Below are 15,811 nucleotides of genomic sequence, written 5' to 3' on the forward strand. Positions count from 1 at the left end.
CACGGCAGGTCGCGCCTCGGCTCCGCCGAGGTCCGACGCACCTCCCCCTACTGTGTAGGGTGCCGTGGGACGATGACCGCCGGCCGCCGAACGGGCGGACCACACCTGACGGGGGTGACCGTGTCTCACCCAGGTTCTCCTGGCTTCCTGGGGCAACCCGCCGGCTCGGCGCCGGCCGACGCCCCGCCCGACGCAGGGCAGAGCTGGCTCGGGGCCCGCTGGGGTCGCCTGCTCGTGATCGTGGTCGCGTTGGGGCTGGTCGTCGGCTCCGTGGCAGCGCCCTGGTCCGAGGTGACCCTGAGCGTGCTGGGCAGCAGGAACGACTCGCTGATCCATCAGGATTCGACCACCGGGCTCGCTGTCACCGAAATCGACGGATGGGGCTGGGCGTACCTCCTCCTGTTGGTGCCGCTGGTGCCGCTGGTGGTGGGCGCGGTGGTGCTGCCCAGATCCGTGGCACGGATCGCCGCGGTCGCGGCGGGCGGTGCCCTGCTGGCGATGTCGACCGTGCTGTTCGGTGCCGCGTACCGTATCTCGTCCACACCGGACGAGGCCGCCGCCCGCTGGGCCGAGGTCGTGCGCCGGCTGACCCCGGTGCTGGACCGGGACTTCGGCTCGATCTGGCTCGGCTATGACAGCCTCGGCCTGACGTTCGCCGTGCTCGCCGTCGCGGCGCTCGCCGCGGTGGTGCTGACCAGCCTGTGGCCGGGGTCCGGCCGGTTCGTCGTGGCGGGGGCCGGCACACTGGCGCTGTTCGCCGGCATCGCGCTGCCCTGGGTGACCGTCTACGGCGTGACCGGGAGCGGAGTGGACCGGAGCAACGCCTGGTGGCCCACCTTCGGTGGCGGTGCGGTGCTCACCATGGTCGGCACGCTGGTGCTCGCCGCCGTGACCTGGTGGGCCGCGTTGCGCCGGTCGACCCGTGGGCGGTTGCCCCTGCTGCTCGTGACGGTGCCGGCAGCCTTCGCGCTCCTCCTCGCGCACGATTTCATCGGGCTGGACCCGAAGGAGTGGCAGGACGCGGCCGAGCGGGCCCGGTTCCTCGCGGTCACCTACGACGTCCGGTCAGCGGCCGAAGTCGCCCAGCTCGCGCCCGTGCTCTTCCTCGTCGCGATGGTGCTGGCCTGGTCGGCGGCGCGGCGACGGGCCCGGACCGCGCGGCCACCGGTCGTCGCCGCGCCGACCGGGGCAGCCCGCACTCCCAGCTGACGCCGGGGCCGCGCCCCGACGGCGAATCGACGTCGGGCGCGGCCCTCGCGTGACCTCACGCCGTGTCGGTCATCGGGCCTCGGGCAGCCGGCGCAGCCGGGTCACCGCCTCGGTCAGCACCTCGGGACGTTTGCAGAAGGCGAACCGGATCAACCGCCGACCGGCCTCGGGGTCGTCGTAGAAGACCTGGGTGGGCACCGCGACCACGCCGGACCACTCGGGCAGCGTGCGGCAGAACTCCACCCCGTCGTTGCCGCCGAGGGCGGTGATGTCCGCGGTGACGAAGTACGTCCCCTCCGGGGTGAGTACGTCGAAACCGGCGGCGGCCAGCCCGTCGACCAGTTGGTCCCGGCGGGCCTGCAAGCCGTCGCGGAACGCGGTGAAGTAGTCGTCGGGTAGGGCGAGCGCCACCGCCACCGCGGGTTGCAGGGGCGCGGCGTTGACGAAGGTGAGGAACTGCTTGACCCGCAGCAGCGCCGACACCAGCGGCGCCGGGCCGCTGGCCCAGCCCACTTTCCAGCCGGTGCAGGAGAAGGTCTTGCCGGCGGAGGAGATCCGCAGGGTGCGCTCCCGCATTCCCGGCAGGGTGGCCAGCGGCACGTGCCCGCTGGCGGCGTCGGTGAAGGCCAGGTGCTCGTACACCTCGTCGGTGACCGCGTACGTGTCGTGCTCCTGGCACAGCTGGGCGATCAGGGTCAACTCGTCGGGTGTGAACACCTTCCCGGTCGGGTTGTGCGGGGAGTTCAGCAGCACCAGCCGAGTACGCGCACCGAACGCGGCCCGCAGGTCGTCGGGGTCGAAGGCGTACCGCCCGGTGGCGTCCGGGCGGAGCGTCACCGGCCGCCGGACCGCACCGGCCAGGGTGATCGAGGCGGCGTACGAGTCGTAGTAGGGCTCGAAGCAGATCACCTCGTCACCCGGCTCGCAGAGGGCGAGGATCGCGGCGGCCACCGCCTCGGTGGCTCCGGCGGTCACCACCACCTCACCATCCGGGTCGTACTCCAGTCCCCAGAAGCGGCGCTGGTGTGCCGCGACGGCCGCGCGCAGCTCGGGGATGCCGGGGCCGGGTGGGTACTGGTTGCGTCCGTTGGTCAGGGCCTGCGCCGCGGCGGCGAGCATCTCGGGCGGGCCGTCGGTGTCCGGGAAACCCTGTCCGAGGTTCACCGCGCCGGTGCTTACCGCGAGGGCGGACATCTCCGCGAAGATCGTCGTCCCGAACGGGCGCATCCGGGCCACCAGCGGGTCCACATCGCTGATCGTCACGCCCGTCAGGGTACGGGGATGAGCCGCCGGTCCGCCCTCACCGGATGAGTGCTTTGTGGCAACCTCCGCCCCCATCGCCGAATCGCTCAAGTTGCGTGATTGTTTACCCCGGTTTCGAGCAGACATCGTGAGCGAAACTAGTTAGGCTGTCACCCATGTGTGGAATCGTGGGTTACGCCGGGGCCCGACCGGCGCTCGGCATCGTGCTCGACGGCTTGCGGCGGCTGGAGTACCGCGGCTATGACTCGGCCGGCGTCGCCATCGTCTGCGACGGAGAGCTGTTGACTGAGAAGAAGGCCGGCAAACTGGCCAACCTGGAGAAGGTGCTCTCCGAGCGGGCGGCCGAGGACCCGGCCGGCTGCGCCGCCAGCCCGATCGGCATCGGCGACGGCACCACCGGCATCGGGCACACCCGTTGGGCCACCCACGGTGGCCCGACGGACCGCAACGCCCACCCGCACCTGTCGCCCGACGGTCGGGTCGCGGTGATCCACAACGGCATCATCGAGAACTTCGCCAAGCTCCGTGCCGAGTTGGAGGAGCAGGGCGTCACCTTCGCCAGCGACACCGACACCGAGTGCGCCGCGCATCTGCTCTCCACCGCCCTGAACGACCTGCGTGCGGCGGGCCAGCCGGACGGGCCGCAGTTGCTGACCGCCGCCATGCGGGTGGTCTGCCAACGGCTGGAGGGCGCCTTCACGCTGCTCGCCGTCGACTCGGCCATCCCCGGCGCGGTGGTCGGCGCACGCCGCAACTCACCCCTGGTCGTCGGTCGCGGTGACGGGGAGAACTACCTCGCCAGCGACGTCGCCGCGTTCATCGAGCACACTCGGGACGCGGTCGAACTGGGCCAGGACCAGATCGTCCTGATCACCAGCGAGAGCATCGAGATCACCGACTTCGACGGCCAGCCGGCCACCGGCAAGGACTTCCACATCGACTGGGACTCCTCCGCCGCCGAGAAGGGCGGCTACGACTGGTTCATGCTCAAGGAGATCGCCGAGCAGCCGGCGGCGGTGGCCGACACGCTGCTCGGTCGGCTCACCGAGTCCGGCGAGATCATGCTCGACGAGGTCCGCCTGAGTGACCAGGACCTACGCGACGTCGACAAGGTCTTCATCGTCGCCTGCGGCACCTCCTACCACGCCGGGATGGTGGCGAAGTACGCCATCGAACACTGGACCCGGATCCCCTGCGAGGTGGAGTTGGCCAGCGAGTTCCGCTACCGCGACCCGGTGCTGGACCGGTCCACCCTGATCGTGGTGATCTCGCAGTCCGGCGAGACCATGGACACCTTGATGGCGCTGCGCCACGCCAAGGACCAGAAGGCCCGGGTGCTGGCCATCTGCAACACCAACGGCTCCACCATCCCGCGCGAGTCCGACGCGGTCCTCTACACCCACGGCGGGCCGGAGATCGCCGTCGCCTCCACCAAGGCGTTCCTCACCCAGTTGGTCGCGTGTTACCTGATCGGGTTGCACCTGGCCCAGGTGCGCGGCATCAAGTTCGCCGACGAGGTGGCGGCCGTGGTCGAGCAGCTCCACCAGGTGCCGGACAAGCTGCGGGAACTGCTCGGGCGGGTCGAGCCGGTCCGCGAGCTGGCCCGCCAGTTGAGCGCCGAACCGACCATCCTGTTCATCGGCCGGCACGTCGGCTACCCGGTGGCGTTGGAGGGTGCGCTGAAGCTCAAGGAGTTGGCGTACATGCACGCCGAGGGCTTCGCCGCAGGCGAGTTGAAGCACGGCCCGATCTCGCTCGTCGACCAGAACACCCCGGTGATCTGCATCGTCCCGTCTCCGGTGGGCCGGGGCATGCTGCACGACAAGGTGGTCTCCAACATCCAGGAGGTACGCGCCCGTGGCGCCCGCACCATCGTCATCGCCGAGGAGGGCGACGAGTCGGTCGTCCGGTACGCCGATCATCTGATCTACGTCCCACGGACGCCCACGCTGCTCGCGCCGCTGGTCACCGCAGTGCCGCTCCAGGTGCTCGCGGCCGAGGTCGCCGCCGCCCGGGGTCACGACGTCGATCAGCCGCGCAACCTGGCCAAGTCCGTCACGGTGGAGTGACCGGTGGCCGGTCACCGGCCCAGCACCACCCGCGCCATGCCGTCCAGGGCCGGATTGTCCGGGTGCCAGTAGCCGGTGTGGCCGTACCGGCCACTGGGGAACGTCCGGCCCCCGAAGCCCGGCTCGGCCGGGTCGCGCCCGAACCAGCGTTCGTCGCCCGACCCGGCCAGCCAGCCGACGATGGTGCCGACCGGGGAGGCACCGAGTGCCGCCCGCCGGGCGAGTTCGTCCGGCGGGCGGGTCAGCCGGATCACGTCGTCCGGCGCGGTGCTGGCCCACACTCGGTCGGGTGGCAGGCCCAGGTCGGCCGCGTGTTGCACGCCGACCCCGGGTGAGCCGACGAAGACCAGCGCGTCCGCCGCCAGGCCATGATCGCGAGCGGCGGTGCCCACCACCAGCGACCCGTAGCTGTGCCCGAGCACCGTCTGCCGTCCCGGCGGATCGTCGTGGGTGGCCCGCAGGCCCTCCTGGAACCGGTGCAGCGCCTCACCGGCCGCGCGGGCCTGCCCGTCCCGGGCCGCCTCGTGTAGGAAGTCCGGGGCGTCGTAGTCCAGCCAGAGCACCGCCGAGGTCTGCGTACCGGGGGCCAACTCGGCGCAGCGGGCCAGCACCTGCGCCGCCCGGCCCAGCTCGCCGGTTGCGTCGTGCAGCCCGGAGGTCATGCCCGGCACATAGGTGAGCACGTCCGTGGCCCGATCCGGGTTGCCCAGCGCCACCACCGCCCGCCCCTCGCCGCCGACGTCCAGACCCAGCAGGTACGCCCGGGGCTGCTGAGCCGAATCCAGCCGGTCGACGAGGGCGTCCAGCCCGGATCTCGCGGCGTCGACGGCACGCAGGCCGACCAGCTCTGCCGGGCCCCGTGGCAGCCGGGCGAGCAACTGCTCCCACCGCTGGGCCAGCTCCGCCCGGCGGGCCGCGAGCAGTAACCGGTTGGCCTGGTCACGGGCGTCGGCCGGCACCCCGTCGAGGCGGCCGATCAGCTCCGGCTCGTGCACCACCAGCCAGCGCCGCTCGGCCGAGGTGAGCCCGGCCCACCAGCGACGCACCAGAGCCGGATCGGCGTTCGGCGGCGGACGGTACGACGGTGGCCGGGCCGTCCAGCCGGTGCCGGCGGCCTCGGTCAGCCGCGCCAGGCGGGCCGTGGCCTCCGCGTCGGCCGTGGCGGCCTGGTCGAGGGCCGACCGCAGGGCCGTGGACACCTGGCGCACGGCGTGCTCGGGCGGCATCCGGGTCGGGTCGGCGCGTACGCCACCCCGACGGTCGATCAACACGCCGGTCTCGGCAGCGGCGGCCACGGCTGCCGTCAGCCGACCCCGGGCGGCGACCAGCCGCGCGGCGAACTCGGCAAGTACCTGATCGGTCTCGATCGCGGCCGGAGCCAGCGCGACCAACTCGTGGCGCAGCCCGGACAGCCGGGCGTCGGCCGACCCGGCGGCACTGCCGGACCACCCGGTGCGCAGGGTGTTGCCGACCTCGGTCAGCTCGCCGGCCCGCCGCTCGGCCAACCCGCCCAGCCCCGCCCAGGACGACCCGGTGGCCCGCCACGCGCTCGGGTCGGCCGTGGAGAGCTGGGCGTAGCCGACCCGCGTGGGTGTGCTCATCGGGGCAGGGCGGAGAGCCGGGCGGCGGCCCTGGCGTCCACCGACTCGTACGCCCCGGCGGCTGCGCGCACCGCGTCGCCGGTCGCCGCGACCCGGGCACCGAGCCGCCCGGACCAGGCGTGCACGGCCGCCTCCAGGCGGGCGAGCGCCTGTGCCGTCGACCATTCCCGAGCCGGTGCGGTCAGACCCCGCTCGCCGGCCAGCCCGTGCGCCAGCCGGTAGCCGGCGGCATCCAGCGCCCGCCCGGCCTGGTGCAGCAGCTCCGGCCGCACGGTCAACTTCTGCTCGGTCATCGGCCCCTCCCACCCGGCATCAGCCCGACGCCGCCGACGCTAGGCGTCGCCGATGCCGGTGGCGGTGCCCTGTGGACAACCGGTGGTGTGGGTACTCCTGCTCTGTCCACAGGTGTTGCTCCAGCAGTGCTCGACGGCTATCTTGCGGCCCGCGCGCCGGTAGGGTTGGCCGTGGTGTTCGGCGACGGTCGCGCCGGTGCGCGCGGGGAACGGGGTGGGCCTTGAGACCGGTCTGGCGGGTGGCGGACGTGCGTGCCGCCGAGGCGTCCCTGATGGCCACCCTGCCGTCCGGCACGCTGATGCAACGCGCCGCCGCCGGGCTGGCCCGCCGCTGTGCGCTGCTGCTCGCCGAGCGGGGCGGGGTGTACGCCGCACCGGTGCTGCTGCTCGTCGGCTCCGGTGACAACGGCGGCGACGCCCTCTACGCCGGTGCCCGGCTCGCCCGGCGTGGGGCCGAGGTGTCGGCCCTGCTGCTCACCCCGGAGCGGGTGCACCGAGAGGGGCTGGCCGCGCTACGCGCCGCCGGAGGACGGGTCGTGTCCCGCCCACCGGCCGTGGTCGACGTGGTGCTCGACGGGATCGTCGGCATCGGCGGGCACGGTGGGCTACGGGAGACCGCCGAGCAGTTGGCGGCGAGTCTGCTCCGGCACCGGGGCCGCGACGGTGAGCGGGCGACGGTGGTGGCGGTGGACGTGCCCAGCGGTGTCACGGTGGACACCGGCGGGGTGCCGCTGACGGCGTCCGGCCGTCCGAACGCGGTACACGCCGACGTGACGGTGACCTTCGGCGCGTGGAAACCGGCACTGGCGGTCGGCCCGGCCGCCGCGCTGGCCGGCGAGGTGGAACTGGTCGACATCGGGTTGGCGCCGTGGCTGCGCGGCAGCCCCGCCCTGCACGTGGTGGAGTGGTCCGACGTGGCCGACTGGTGGCCCACGCTCGGCCCCCACTCCGAGAAGTACTCCCGGGGCGTGGTCGGGTTGGCCACCGGCTCCGCGACGTACCCGGGTGCGGCGGTGCTCTCCGTCGGCGGCGCGCTCGCCGGGCCGACCGGCCTGGTCCGCTACGCCGGGGGCGCCCGGGACGAGGTGGTGCGCCAGCACCCCTCGGTGATCGCCACCGACCGGGTGGCCGATGCCGGTCGGGTGCAGGCCTGGGTGTGCGGGTCGGGACTGGGCACCGACGAGCGGGCCGCGGCCGAGCTGCGCAGCGTACTCGCCGCGCCGGTTCCGGTGGTGCTGGACGCCGACGCGCTGACCCTGCTGGTCGACGGCTCCCTGGCCGACCAGCTGCGCCGGCGGGACGCGCCGATCGTGGTGACCCCGCACGATCGCGAGTTCACCCGGCTCTGCGGGGAGGAACCGGGTGCCGACCGGGTCGCCGCCACGCTGCGACTGGCCGCCTGGATGAACGCGGTGGTGCTGCTCAAGGGGGACCGCACGGTGATCGGCACGCCGGACGGGCAGGCGTACGTCAACCCGACCGGAACGCCCGCGCTGGCCACCGGTGGCACCGGCGACGTGCTGGCCGGCCTGCTCGGTTCGCTACTCGCGGCGGGGCTGCCGGCCGAGCGGGCCGCCGCCGCGGCGGCGTACGTGCACGGGCTGGCCGGCCGGGAGGCGGCCCGCAGCGGCCCGGTCACCGCGCCGGACGTCGTCGCCGCGCTGCGTCCCGTGCTGGCCCGTCTGCCCTGAGTACCCGCCGTGGTGATCAGCGTGGAAAGTAGGGTGGAGGGCATGTGGCAGGCCGAGGTACGTGTCGACCTTGACGCGATCCGGGAGAACGTGACCCGGCTGCGCGCGGGCACCAGCGCGGAGCTGATGGCGGTGGTGAAGGGCGACGGCTACGGCCACGGCATGGTTCCGGCGGCCCGTGCCGCGCTCGACGCGGGCGCGGACTGGCTCGGCGTCTGCACCCTGGACGAGGCGCTGGCGTTGCGCGCGGCCGGCATCGACGCCCCGGTGCTGGCCTGGCTGCTCGCCCCGGGGCTACCGCTGCACGCCGGCGTGTCGGCCGGCGTCGACCTGGGGGCGGCCAGCCTGCCGCAGCTCGACGAGATGCTGGAGGCGAGTCGGACGGCAGGCCGTCCGGCCCGACTGCACCTGAAGATCGACACTGGGCTGGCCCGGGGCGGCGCGACGGTCGCCGACTGGCCGGCCCTGCTCGACGCCGCCGCGAAGGCCCAGGCCGACGGACTGGTCGAGGTGGTCGGGGTGTGGAGCCACTTCGTGTACGCGGACTCGCCCGGCCACCCGACCACCGACCGGCAGTTGGCCGTCTTCCACGAGGGGCTGGCCATGGTCGAGCGGGCCGGGCTGCGTCCGCGCTACCGGCACCTGGCCAACTCGGCGGCCACGCTGACCCGGCCGGACACCCACTTCGACCTGGTCCGTCCGGGGCTGGCCGTCTACGGCCTGTCGCCGGTGACCGGCGAGACGTACGGGCTGCGTCCGGCGATGAGCGCCCGCGCCCGGGTGATGCTGACCAAGCGGGTGCCGGCCGGTGCCGGTGTCTCCTACGGCCACACGTACACCACCGGACGCGAGGCGAATCTGGCCGTGGTGCCGCTCGGCTACGCCGACGGGGTGCCCCGGCACGCCTCGAACTCCGGTCCGGTGCAGCTCGGCGGAGTCCGCCGGACCATCTCCGGTCGGGTCTGCATGGATCAGTTCGTGCTCGACTGCGGCGACGATCCGGTGGCCGCGGGCGACGTGGCGACTCTGTTCGGCAGTGGGGCCGAGGGCGAACCCACGGCCGACGACTGGGCCGAGGCGGTCGGCACCATCAACTACGAGATCGTCACCCGGTTCGGCAGCACCCGGGTGCCCCGCGTCTACGACGGCGAGTCGTCGTGAGCAGGCAAGCCCGGCGGGAGTCACGAGGCGCACGGTCGTGCGGCGAGGTGGTGCGGTGACCGGCTGGCAGATTCCCCGGCCCCGGACCACCGTCGGCAAGGCCGCCGGGCTGGTCGGCGCGGCGCTGGGGGTGGCCGCCGCCGGACTGGCCGCCAGCGTCGCCACGGAACGCGCCCTGGTCCGCCGGCTCAAGGCGGACCCCGCCGACGCGTACGCCGACGAGGTCTTCGGTGACCAGCGGTACGACGAGGCGTACCGGCTGGAGATGAGCGACGGCACCGACATCCACGTCGAGGTGGTCGAGCCCACCCGCCCGGTGGCGGACAACCCGACCGTGGTGCTGGTGCACGGCTTCTGTCTGGACATGGGCACCTTCCACTTCCAGCGCAAGCTGCTCGCCGAGCGGGGCGAGCACCGGATCGTCGCGTACGACCAGCCCGGGCACGGCCGGTCGGGGCGGCTGGAGAGCGGCGAGTACGACCTGGTCGCGTTGGGCCGCACACTGCGCCGGGTGATCGACGAGGCCGCACCGGAGGGGCCCCTGGTGCTCGTCGGCCATTCGATGGGCGGCATGACCATCATGGCGCTGGCCGAGTTGTATCCGGAGATGTTCGGTGACCGGGTGGTCGGCACCGTGCTGATGGCCACGTCGGGTGGGCTGCTGGCGGAGACGAAGCTGGTCGCGCCCGCCCTGCTGGGCCGGGTGGGTGCGCCGGTGCTCTACATGGCGGGCAACGTCACCCGCTACGGCGGGGCGGTGATCGACCGGGCTCGCCGCTCGACCACCAACGTGGCCTGGTTGCTCACCCGCCGGTACGGCTTCGGCTCCCGAACGCCGAGCCCCGCGCTGGTGTCGTACGTGGAGGAGATGAACTCCCGTACCTCCGCCGACACGGTGACCCGTTACCTGCGTACCCTGGCGACCCACTCCCGGTTCCCGGCGTTGGCCGCGTTGGCCGGCACGCCGGTGCTGGTGATCGTCGGCGACAAGGACATGATCACCCCGCTGAACCATTCGGAGGAGATCGTCCGGCGGCTGCCGCACGCCGAGTTCGTCCGGATCCCGGACAGCGGCCACGTGGTGATGCTGGAGCACGCCGACGAGGTCAACGCCGCGTTGCTGCGCTTTCTCGACACCTGCCGGAGGGACGACCCGTGACCGAGGTCGTGCTGCCGACCGTCGCCGACACGTACGCCTTCGGGCGTCGGCTGGCCGGGCTGCTGCGCGCCGGTGACCTGGTGCTGCTCACCGGTCCGTTGGGCGCCGGCAAGACCGCGCTGACCCGGGGGATCGGCAGCGGCCTGGGCGTGCTCGGTGACATCACCTCCCCGACGTTCGTGATCGCCCGGGTGCACCGTGCGGATCCGGCCGGTGGGCGGGGGGTGGCGCTGGTGCACGCCGACGCGTACCGGCTGGGCGACGCGGGCGACCCCCGGGCCGAGATCGACGACCTCGACCTGGACGCCTCGGTGGACGAGTCGGTGACCGTGGTCGAGTGGGGCGAGGGGTTGGTCGAGCAACTGGCCGACGCGCATCTGCGGATCCGGCTGCACCGGCACGACGACGACACCCGCACGGTGGAGCTGGAGCCGGTCGGTGGCGACTGGGCGGAGCGCCTCGCCGCCCTGGGCTGAGCGCTGTCGCACCCGGTACCTACAGTGCGTACCCGGTACCGACGGTGCCCGTAGACGTGCTCACCAGTGAGAGGTTGCCGATGCCCGACGACGCCCCCGCCCTCGACCTGCCGGCGATGCTTCCCGACGAGTGGCGGGCGGTGCTGACCCCTCACCTCGATCCGGCCCGCACGGCCGCGCTGGGTGATTTCGTCGCCCGGGAGTACGCCGCCGAGACGGTCTTCCCGCCGGTGGCGGACCTCTTCGCGGCCTACCGGCTCTGCGCCCCCTCGGCCTGCCGGGTGCTGATCCTCGGCCAGGATCCCTACCACCGGGCCGGCCAGGCACACGGGTTGAGCTTCAGTGTTCGCGAGGGGGTGTCGGTGCCCCCGTCGTTGCGCAACATCTTCAAGGAACTGGGCGAGGATCTAGGGGTGCCGAAGCCGCGCAGCGGCAACCTCGACGGCTGGGCGGCGCAGGGCGTGCTGTTGCTCAACTCGGTGCTGACCGTGCGCGAGGGGCGGCCCGGGTCACACGCCAACCGGGGCTGGGAGGAGTTCACCGACGCGACCATCCGGGCGCTCGACGCGCTGGATTCCCGGGTGGTGTTCCTGCTCTGGGGCGGTTACGCGCGCAAGAAGGCCTCGCTGGTGGGCAACCCCCTGCACGTGGTGCTGGAGGCCGGTCATCCCAGCCCGATGAATCCGCGCGGCTTCCTCGGCAGCCGGCCGTTCAGCGCGGCCAACAAGGCGCTCGCCGACGTCGGCCTGCCCACCATCGACTGGGAGCGTTCGGCCGGTTGAGCCGGGTGCTCCGCCCGCCACGCCGCCCGCACGTACCAGGTGGTGGCAGCCACCTGGTTGGCTCGGTAGAGCCGGTCGGATGACCCTTCTTGACTGACGTCGATCGTTGGATAACGATATCGGAAATAGATGTCGGCTAACGTTTTCAGTCTGGGGGTCAGTGGCTACGCCGAGCAGTAGTGGATCACCCACCCAACCGACAGTCCGGTAGTTCGTACAACCATGGCGCGGCCTCGACGCGTGGTGACCGTCCCTCAACCACACACGCCCCGTCGATCACGCCACGCCGCCTCTCGCAAGGAGAAGCACGCCACCATGAACGAAGTCCCCACACACCGCAAGAGCCGCCGACGCAGCCGCGTCAGGATGCTGGCTGCCGCCGCCTTCGCCGCAGTGTTGGCAACCACCGTCGTCGTGGCCAGCCCTGCCCAGGCCGAGGCTGACCGTCAGGTCTGTTCGAACACGGAGGGTACCCACAACGGGTTCTTCTTCTCGTTCTGGAAGGACAGCGGCGACGCCTGCATGGTGTTGCGCGAGAACGGTCGTTACAGCAGCTCGTGGAGCAGGAGCACGAACAACTGGGTCGGCGGCAAGGGCTGGAACCCTGGCACGCGCCGTACGATCAGCTACTCGGGTACCTACAACCCGGGTAACAACAACAGCTACCTCGCGCTGTACGGCTGGACCCGTAACCCGCTGGTCGAGTACTACATCGTCGAGAACTTCGGTAGCTACAACCCGAGCAGTGGCGCGACCCGGCTGGGCAGCGTGACCACCGATGGTGGCACCTACGACATCCTGCGTAGCCAGCGGGTGAACCAGCCGTCGATCGACGGTACCGCGACGTTCTACCAGTACTGGAGCGTCCGGCAGCAGAAGCGCAGCAGTGGCACCATCACCACCGCGAACCACTTCGACGCCTGGGCCCGGGTCGGGTTGAACCTGGGCAACCACTACTACCAGATCATGGCGACCGAGGGTTACCAGAGCCAGGGCAGCTCGGACATCACCCTGCGCGAGGGCGGCAGCTCCGACCCCGGCCCGACCAACCCGGGCAACCCCACCACCCCGCCGCCCAGTGGCGGTAGCGGCCAGATGATCGTCGGCCAGCAGTCCGGCCGCTGCCTGGACGTGCCGAACTCGAGCACCTCCAACGGCACCCAGATCCAGTTGTACGACTGCTGGGGTGGCTCGAACCAGCGGTTCACCCACACCTCGAACAGGCAGCTGACGGTGAACGGCAAGTGCCTGGACGCCTCTAACCAGGGCACCAGCAACGGCACGCGGGTGATCATCTATGACTGCCACGGTGGCGCGAACCAGCAGTGGAACGTCAACTCCAACGGCACGATCACCGGAGTGCAGTCAGGGCTCTGCCTCGACGCCGGTGGCAGCGGTAACGGGGCGATGATCCAGCTGTACAGCTGCTGGGGTGGAGCGAACCAGCAGTGGAGCCGTCGCAACTGATCCATCGCGACTGATCCGTCACCACGGGGCCAGGCTCTCACGAGCCTGGCCCCGTGCTTTCTTGCTGAATACGGCTTGCTCAGCACTACGCACGATCGTGGGTGCGCCGCGCGGGCGCTACGACCCGGCGGCGAAGGCGGGCGGGCGTCCAAGTGCCCGAGGCGATGCGGCTAGGCTGGTTCACCGTGCTCGTACTGGTGGTGGACAGCTCGACCCCGGCGGTGACCGCGGCGCTCGTCGAGGTCACCGCGAGCGGCGTCATGACCCGGGCGCACCGGTGCACGGTCGACGCCCGGGCGCACGGCGAACTGCTCGCCCCACAGGTGGACGCGGTGCTCGCCGACGTCGGTGCCCGCCCGGCCGACCTGGGGGCGATCGTCGCGGGGCTCGGCCCCGGGCCGTTCACCGGGCTGCGGGTGGGGCTGGTCACCGCCGCCACGATGGGGCAGGCGCTCGGCATCCCGGCGTACGGTGTCTGCTCGCTGGACGCCATCGGCCACCCGGCGGCGTCGGGCGAACCGGTGTTGGCGGCGAGCGACGCGCGGCGTCGGGAGATCTACTGGGCGGTCTACGACGGTGCCGGTCAACGCCTGGTCGGCCCGGAGGTCTCCGCCCCATCGGTGGCCGCCGAGCGGGCCCGTGAGCTGGCCGTCGTCGCGGCGGTCGGCGACGGCGCGCACCGCTACGCCGACACGCTGGGTCTGCCGGTGCGCGACGAGCCGCGCTACCCGGACGCGCACGCGCTGGCCACCCTCGCCGCCGAGCGGATCCGTGCGGGTGCGCCCGGTGATCCCCTCACCCCGCTCTACCTGCGCCGACCGGACGCGGTGGCCGCCACCGCCCGCAAGTCGGTGCTGCCGTGAACCAGTTAGGACCGGCCCGGTTCCGCTGGTGGCACATCGACGAGGTGCTGCCCATCGAGGCGGACCTCTTCGGCGCCGAGCAGTGGTCCGCGGCGATGTTCTGGAACGAGCTGTCCCACGGGCACTTCTACCGGGTCTACACCGACGACGAGGGTGCCGTACTCGGCTACGCCGGGCTCGCGGTCGCCCCGCCCGACGAGGCGTGGGTGCAGAACATCGCGGTCCGGCGGGACGCCCAACGCCGGGGCATCGGCCGGCTGCTGCTGGAGGCGCTGCTCACCGAGGCCGGTCGGCTCGGCGTACGCGCCGTGTTGCTGGAGGTCGCCGCCGACAACGTGGCGGCCCAGCGGCTCTACGCGACGTACGGTTTCGAGCCGATCGGCGTGCGGCGCGGCTACTACCAACCGAGCAACACCGACGCGCTGGTCATGCGGCGCACCCAGGATTGAGAACCATGGCTGACGAACCACTGATCCTCGGCATCGAGACCTCGTGCGACGAGACCGGTGTCGGTGTCGTACGCGGGCACACCCTGCTCGCCGACGCGCTCGCCTCCAGCGTGGACCAGCACGCCCGGTTCGGTGGCGTGGTGCCGGAGGTGGCCAGCCGGGCGCACCTGGAGGCCATCGTGCCGACGATGGAACGGGCGTTGAGCGAGGCGGGGGTGACGCTCGCCGACATCGACGCGATCGCGGTCACCGCCGGGCCGGGTCTGGCCGGGGCGCTGCTGGTCGGGGTGGCCGCGGCCAAGGGGTACGCGGTCGCCGCCGAGAAGCCGGTCTACGGCGTCAACCATCTCGCCGCCCACGTCGCGGTGGACACCCTGGAGCACGGACCGCTGCCCGAACCGGCGATCGCGCTGCTGGTCTCCGGTGGCCACTCGTCGCTGCTCCTGGTCGACGACCTGGCCCGGGGGGTGACTCCGCTGGGCGCCACGATCGACGACGCGGCCGGTGAGGCGTTCGACAAGGTCGCCCGTCTGCTTGGCCTGCCGTTCCCCGGCGGACCGCACATCGACCGGGAGGCCCGGGACGGTGACCCGGCGGCGATCGCCTTCCCGCGCGGCCTGACCGCCGCGAAGGATCTCGTGGCACACCGCCACGACTTCTCCTTCTCCGGCCTGAAGACGGCGGTGGCGCGGTGGGTGGAGGCGCGGCAGCGGGCCGGTGAACCGGTCCCGGTCGCCGATGTCGCCGCCTCCTTCCAGGAGGCGGTCTGTGACGTGCTGGTCGGCAAGGCGCTGGACGCCTGCCGTGGCCGGGGTGTGGAGACGCTGGTGATCGGCGGGGGAGTGGCGGCCAACTCGCGGCTGCGGGCGATGGCCGAGCAGCGGGCCGCCCGACACGGCATCCGGGTCCGCGTGCCCCGGCCCGGCCTGTGCACGGACAATGGCGCGATGGTGGCGGCCCTCGGCGCACACCTGGTCGCGGCCGGTGTCGCGCCGAGCCGGCTGGACCTGCCTGCGGACTCGGCCATGCCGCTGACCACGGTCAGCGTCTGAGAGGACAGCGACGTGATCGTACGGATGTGGGAGGCACGGGCGGAGCCGTACGCGCTCGCCGACCTGATCACCTGGGTCTGCGACACCGCGCTGCCCGAGTTCGAGCACGACCCGCTGCACGTGTCCAGCGAGGTCTTCTCCTCCACCGACCACCGGGTCGTGGTGATCTCCAAGTGGCGCAGCAGTCCTCGGCCGCTGCCCGACCCACCGGTGATGCTGCTCGCCCGGCAGCCGCACTCCTGGGACTTCACCCAGGTCGACCGCTGACCCGACGAC

Annotated in this window: 15 protein-coding genes; 12 read left to right on the forward strand and 3 right to left on the reverse strand. The window is 72.5% G+C overall.

Translation table 11 applies throughout. From position 1 onward, the window contains the following. Nucleotides 1–120: 120 nt before the first annotated feature. Nucleotides 121–1,209, forward strand: a complete 1,089-nt coding sequence (locus FF096_RS02165; protein ID WP_155214585.1) for a hypothetical protein — start codon at nt 121–123, stop codon at nt 1,207–1,209. 69 nt (nt 1,210–1,278) lie between these two features. Here FF096_RS02165 and FF096_RS02170 read toward each other — a convergent pair whose 3' ends face one another. Then, nucleotides 1,279–2,472, reverse strand: a complete 1,194-nt coding sequence (locus FF096_RS02170) for a pyridoxal phosphate-dependent aminotransferase (RefSeq protein WP_309222502.1) — start codon at nt 2,470–2,472, stop codon at nt 1,279–1,281. A gap of 155 nt (nt 2,473–2,627) precedes the next feature. Between FF096_RS02170 and glmS the strand changes: the two genes are divergently transcribed. Further along, nucleotides 2,628–4,541 (forward strand): glutamine--fructose-6-phosphate transaminase (isomerizing), encoded by a 1,914-nt coding sequence (gene glmS / locus FF096_RS02175; RefSeq protein WP_155214586.1) that lies wholly within the window; start codon nt 2,628–2,630, stop codon nt 4,539–4,541. Nucleotides 4,542–4,552: 11 nt separating this feature from the next. On the opposite strand, the gene FF096_RS02180 is transcribed toward glmS, so the two are convergent. Then, nucleotides 4,553–6,142, reverse strand: coding sequence for an alpha/beta hydrolase (locus FF096_RS02180; RefSeq protein ID WP_155214587.1), 1,590 nt, complete (start codon nt 6,140–6,142; stop codon nt 4,553–4,555). Beyond that, a complete protein-coding gene (locus FF096_RS02185) occupies nt 6,139–6,435 on the reverse strand; it encodes a hypothetical protein (RefSeq protein ID WP_155214588.1) in 297 nt (98 codons plus the stop codon). The genes FF096_RS02180 and FF096_RS02185 overlap by 4 nt, the downstream gene beginning before the upstream one ends. A gap of 221 nt (nt 6,436–6,656) precedes the next feature. On the opposite strand from FF096_RS02185, the gene FF096_RS02190 reads away from it, so the two are divergent. From FF096_RS02190 to FF096_RS02235, 10 genes are all read left to right on the forward strand, one after another. Further along, entirely contained in the window at nt 6,657–8,126 is a 1,470-nt protein-coding gene (locus tag FF096_RS02190) for an NAD(P)H-hydrate dehydratase (protein WP_155214589.1), read from the forward strand. A gap of 42 nt (nt 8,127–8,168) precedes the next feature. Next, a complete protein-coding gene (gene alr, locus FF096_RS02195; RefSeq protein ID WP_155214882.1) occupies nt 8,169–9,287 on the forward strand; it encodes an alanine racemase in 1,119 nt (372 codons plus the stop codon). Between the two features lie 55 nt (nt 9,288–9,342). Then, nucleotides 9,343–10,446 carry an alpha/beta hydrolase gene (locus FF096_RS02200; RefSeq protein WP_309222503.1) on the forward strand — a complete coding sequence of 368 codons (1,104 nt, stop codon included), beginning with the start codon at nt 9,343–9,345 and terminating at the stop codon, nt 10,444–10,446. Then, nucleotides 10,425–10,922, forward strand: coding sequence for a tRNA (adenosine(37)-N6)-threonylcarbamoyltransferase complex ATPase subunit type 1 TsaE (gene tsaE, locus FF096_RS02205; RefSeq protein ID WP_155214590.1), 498 nt, complete (start codon nt 10,425–10,427; stop codon nt 10,920–10,922). The genes FF096_RS02200 and tsaE overlap by 22 nt, the downstream gene beginning before the upstream one ends. A gap of 80 nt (nt 10,923–11,002) precedes the next feature. Further along, nucleotides 11,003–11,704, forward strand: coding sequence for a uracil-DNA glycosylase (ung, locus tag FF096_RS02210; protein ID WP_155214591.1), 702 nt, complete (start codon nt 11,003–11,005; stop codon nt 11,702–11,704). Between the two features lie 315 nt (nt 11,705–12,019). Further along, nucleotides 12,020–13,171 carry a glycoside hydrolase family 11 protein gene (locus FF096_RS02215; RefSeq protein WP_196222418.1) on the forward strand — a complete coding sequence of 384 codons (1,152 nt, stop codon included), beginning with the start codon at nt 12,020–12,022 and terminating at the stop codon, nt 13,169–13,171. 185 nt (nt 13,172–13,356) lie between these two features. After that, on the forward strand, nt 13,357–14,034 hold the full coding sequence (gene tsaB, locus FF096_RS02220; RefSeq protein WP_309222505.1) for a tRNA (adenosine(37)-N6)-threonylcarbamoyltransferase complex dimerization subunit type 1 TsaB: 678 nt from the start codon (nt 13,357–13,359) through the stop codon (nt 14,032–14,034). After that, entirely contained in the window at nt 14,031–14,483 is a 453-nt protein-coding gene (gene rimI / locus FF096_RS02225) for a ribosomal protein S18-alanine N-acetyltransferase (protein ID WP_309222506.1), read from the forward strand. The genes tsaB and rimI overlap by 4 nt, the downstream gene beginning before the upstream one ends. A gap of 5 nt (nt 14,484–14,488) precedes the next feature. Then, nucleotides 14,489–15,535 carry a tRNA (adenosine(37)-N6)-threonylcarbamoyltransferase complex transferase subunit TsaD gene (gene tsaD / locus FF096_RS02230; protein ID WP_155214593.1) on the forward strand — a complete coding sequence of 349 codons (1,047 nt, stop codon included), beginning with the start codon at nt 14,489–14,491 and terminating at the stop codon, nt 15,533–15,535. A gap of 12 nt (nt 15,536–15,547) precedes the next feature. Next, nucleotides 15,548–15,802 (forward strand): hypothetical protein, encoded by a 255-nt coding sequence (locus FF096_RS02235; protein ID WP_309222507.1) that lies wholly within the window; start codon nt 15,548–15,550, stop codon nt 15,800–15,802. Nucleotides 15,803–15,811 lie beyond the last annotated feature (9 nt).

Origin of the sequence: Micromonospora sp. CP22 (assembly GCF_009712475.1) — a bacterium.
Lineage (GTDB): Bacteria > Actinomycetota > Actinomycetes > Mycobacteriales > Micromonosporaceae > Micromonospora.

Excerpts from the sequence above, each read along its gene's own strand:
- FF096_RS02185 (WP_155214588.1), bottom strand. The coding sequence starts at position 6,435 with ATGACCGAGCAGAAGTTGACCGTGCGGCCGGAGCTGCTGCACCAGGCC.
- alr (WP_155214882.1), top strand. The coding sequence starts at position 8,169 with ATGTGGCAGGCCGAGGTACGTGTCGACCTTGACGCGATCCGGGAGAAC.
- glmS (WP_155214586.1), top strand. The coding sequence starts at position 2,628 with ATGTGTGGAATCGTGGGTTACGCCGGGGCCCGACCGGCGCTCGGCATC.
- ung (WP_155214591.1), top strand. The coding sequence starts at position 11,003 with ATGCCCGACGACGCCCCCGCCCTCGACCTGCCGGCGATGCTTCCCGAC.
- tsaD (WP_155214593.1), top strand. The coding sequence starts at position 14,489 with ATGGCTGACGAACCACTGATCCTCGGCATCGAGACCTCGTGCGACGAG.
- FF096_RS02180 (WP_155214587.1), bottom strand. The coding sequence starts at position 6,142 with ATGAGCACACCCACGCGGGTCGGCTACGCCCAGCTCTCCACGGCCGAC.
- FF096_RS02215 (WP_196222418.1), top strand. The coding sequence starts at position 12,020 with ATGAACGAAGTCCCCACACACCGCAAGAGCCGCCGACGCAGCCGCGTC.